This is a genomic window from Komagataeibacter kakiaceti JCM 25156 (assembly GCF_000613305.1).
In genome coordinates this window covers 1-2,090 of record NZ_BAIO01000416.1, presented here as the reverse complement: position 1 = coordinate 2,090, position 2,090 = coordinate 1, and the positions used below count along the sequence as shown (strand labels likewise).

Genomic DNA, 2,090 nt, shown 5'->3' with positions numbered 1-2,090 from the left:
CCGGTCGCGGCGCCATCCATGACCAGAATACGCATGGGTTATATGACCACGCAGGCGTCATCAAAGGTCAGGCGCGGCGCGCGGGGCGTGGGGGGCGGCCCGTCGGTATAGCCAAGGCTGACCAGAAAATTGGCCCGCCAGCCTGCTGCGCCATGAAGCGTCCTCCACCATCGCGGCGTCAAACCCCGACAGCGGCAGCACCGACAGGCCCAGCGCACGCGCCGCCATGATCAGGTAACCGCCCTGGAGCGTGCCGTTGCGAAAGGCGGTTTCCTCCGCCAGTCCCACATCGGCCGCGAACCACTGCCGCACGCCGGCAATGGGGCTGAGGGTGTCCATGCGCTCGAAAAACAGCGGGTCATGCGCCACGATGACCGTGACGGGCGCGGTCATCACGCGTTGCACGTTGCCAGCGGACAGGGCGGGACGCAGCCGCTCGCGGCAGCTTTCGGTGGTGATAAACACGAACCGGCCCGGACAGCAGTTGCCCGAGGTCGGCCCGAGGCTGACCAGATCATACAGTTGCCGCAGCGTCTCCTGCCCCACGGGGCGATCATTCCAGGCGAGCGGCGTGCGTGCCCTGCGAAACAGAAGATCCAGCCCAGCATCATCAAGCGCCATGAAACATTCCCAGATTACGCGCAGGCCCGCCGATCAGGCCTCTACCTGCTCCACCGATACCACTTCCGGCACATAATGGCGCAGCATGTTCTCCACCCCGTGCTTGAGCGTCGCGCGCGAAGACGGGCAGCCCGAACACGCCCCCTGCATGGTCAGCCGCACAATCCCGTCACGATACCCGCGGAAGACGATGTCCCCCCCGTCACCCGCCACGGCGGGGCGCACGCGGGTATCGAGCAGTTCCTTGATCTGCTGCACGATGTCCTCATCCCCCGGCGCAACCAGTTCTTCCACAACCTGCGCGTCACTTTCCACAACTGGCTGGCCGGTGGCCAGGTAATCGGCCAGCACGGACAGCACCTGCGGGCGCAGTTCATCCCACTGGACCGAGTCGCCACGGGTCACGGCCACGAAATCGTTGCCGAAGAAGACGCGCGCCACACCATCGAGATCGAACACCAGTTCCGCAAGGCGCGACCGCCCCGCCACGGAATCGGGCTGATGAAATCCGCCGTAGCCCCATTGGCCATGACCTCGCGCCCCGGCAGGAATTTCAGGGTCGCGGGATTGGGTGTGTCTTCTGTTTCAATGAACATTGCTCGGTCTTCCAGACATGACGGGACGGGAAAAGGCGCAAAAGTACTTTCCCAGTCCTGTTATATGATCGACCCGGCGGCGAATCCAACCCCAGGCAGTCGCATTCAGGCGCCCTGCCGTATCACGGCATTGCGGGGCAGGACAATTTCCGCGCACAGGCCGCCCTGCGGGCGGTTGAACAGACGGAACTCCCCGCCGTCGCGCGCCACCTCGCGGCTGACAATCGCAAGCCCCAGCCCCAGCCCGCCCGTACTGCGTGAGCGCGAGCCCTCCACACGGTAAAAGGGCGTGGTGACACGGCCGATCTCGGCCTCCGGCAGGCCGGGGCCGTCATCCTCCACGCGGATGCACAGCGCGTGCTCCGTCACCCGCAGGCTGACATGGGCGTTGCCGCCATAGTTCACGGCATTGTCAATCAGGTTGCCCAGCACCCGCTTCATGGCCAGCGGGCGCACCACGGCCTGCGCCTGATCGGGGCCGTCATAGGTAACGTCGCGGCCCTGATCGGCGTCATCATCCACCCGTGTCGCGAGAATCGAGCCACGTTGACCGGGCGCGCGGGTTCGGGATCCTTCTCCCCCGACAGATAGGCCAGCACGCCCGCGATCATGGCCTCCATCTCGGTCACGTCGGCCTCGATTTCCCGCTGGGCGGCCGGGTCGTCCAGAAATCCGGCGCGCAGCCGCAGGCGGGCCAGCGGCGTGCGCAGGTCGTGCGATACGGCGGCCAGCGCTTCCGTGCGGTCGGTAATCAGGCGGTTGATGCGATCCTGCATCTTGTTGATGGCGTGGGCGAGGTACCGCACCTCACGCGGGCCCTTGTCGGCCAGCGGCACCCACCGGCCCGACCCGACCGTATCGGCCACATCGGCC

Annotated in this window: 3 pseudogenes; all 3 read right to left on the bottom strand. The window is 66.3% G+C overall.

The annotated features are described in order from the left end of the window. Positions 1 to 38 precede the first annotated feature (38 nt). Positions 39 to 621 (bottom strand): annotated as a pseudogene (locus JCM25156_RS24855) (malonic semialdehyde reductase). A gap of 33 nt (positions 622 to 654) precedes the next feature. Then, positions 655 to 1,217, bottom strand: a pseudogene (locus JCM25156_RS24850) (NifU family protein). 105 nt (positions 1,218 to 1,322) lie between these two features. After that, positions 1,323 to 2,090: pseudogene (locus JCM25156_RS24845) on the bottom strand (ATP-binding protein); the annotation flags it as partial.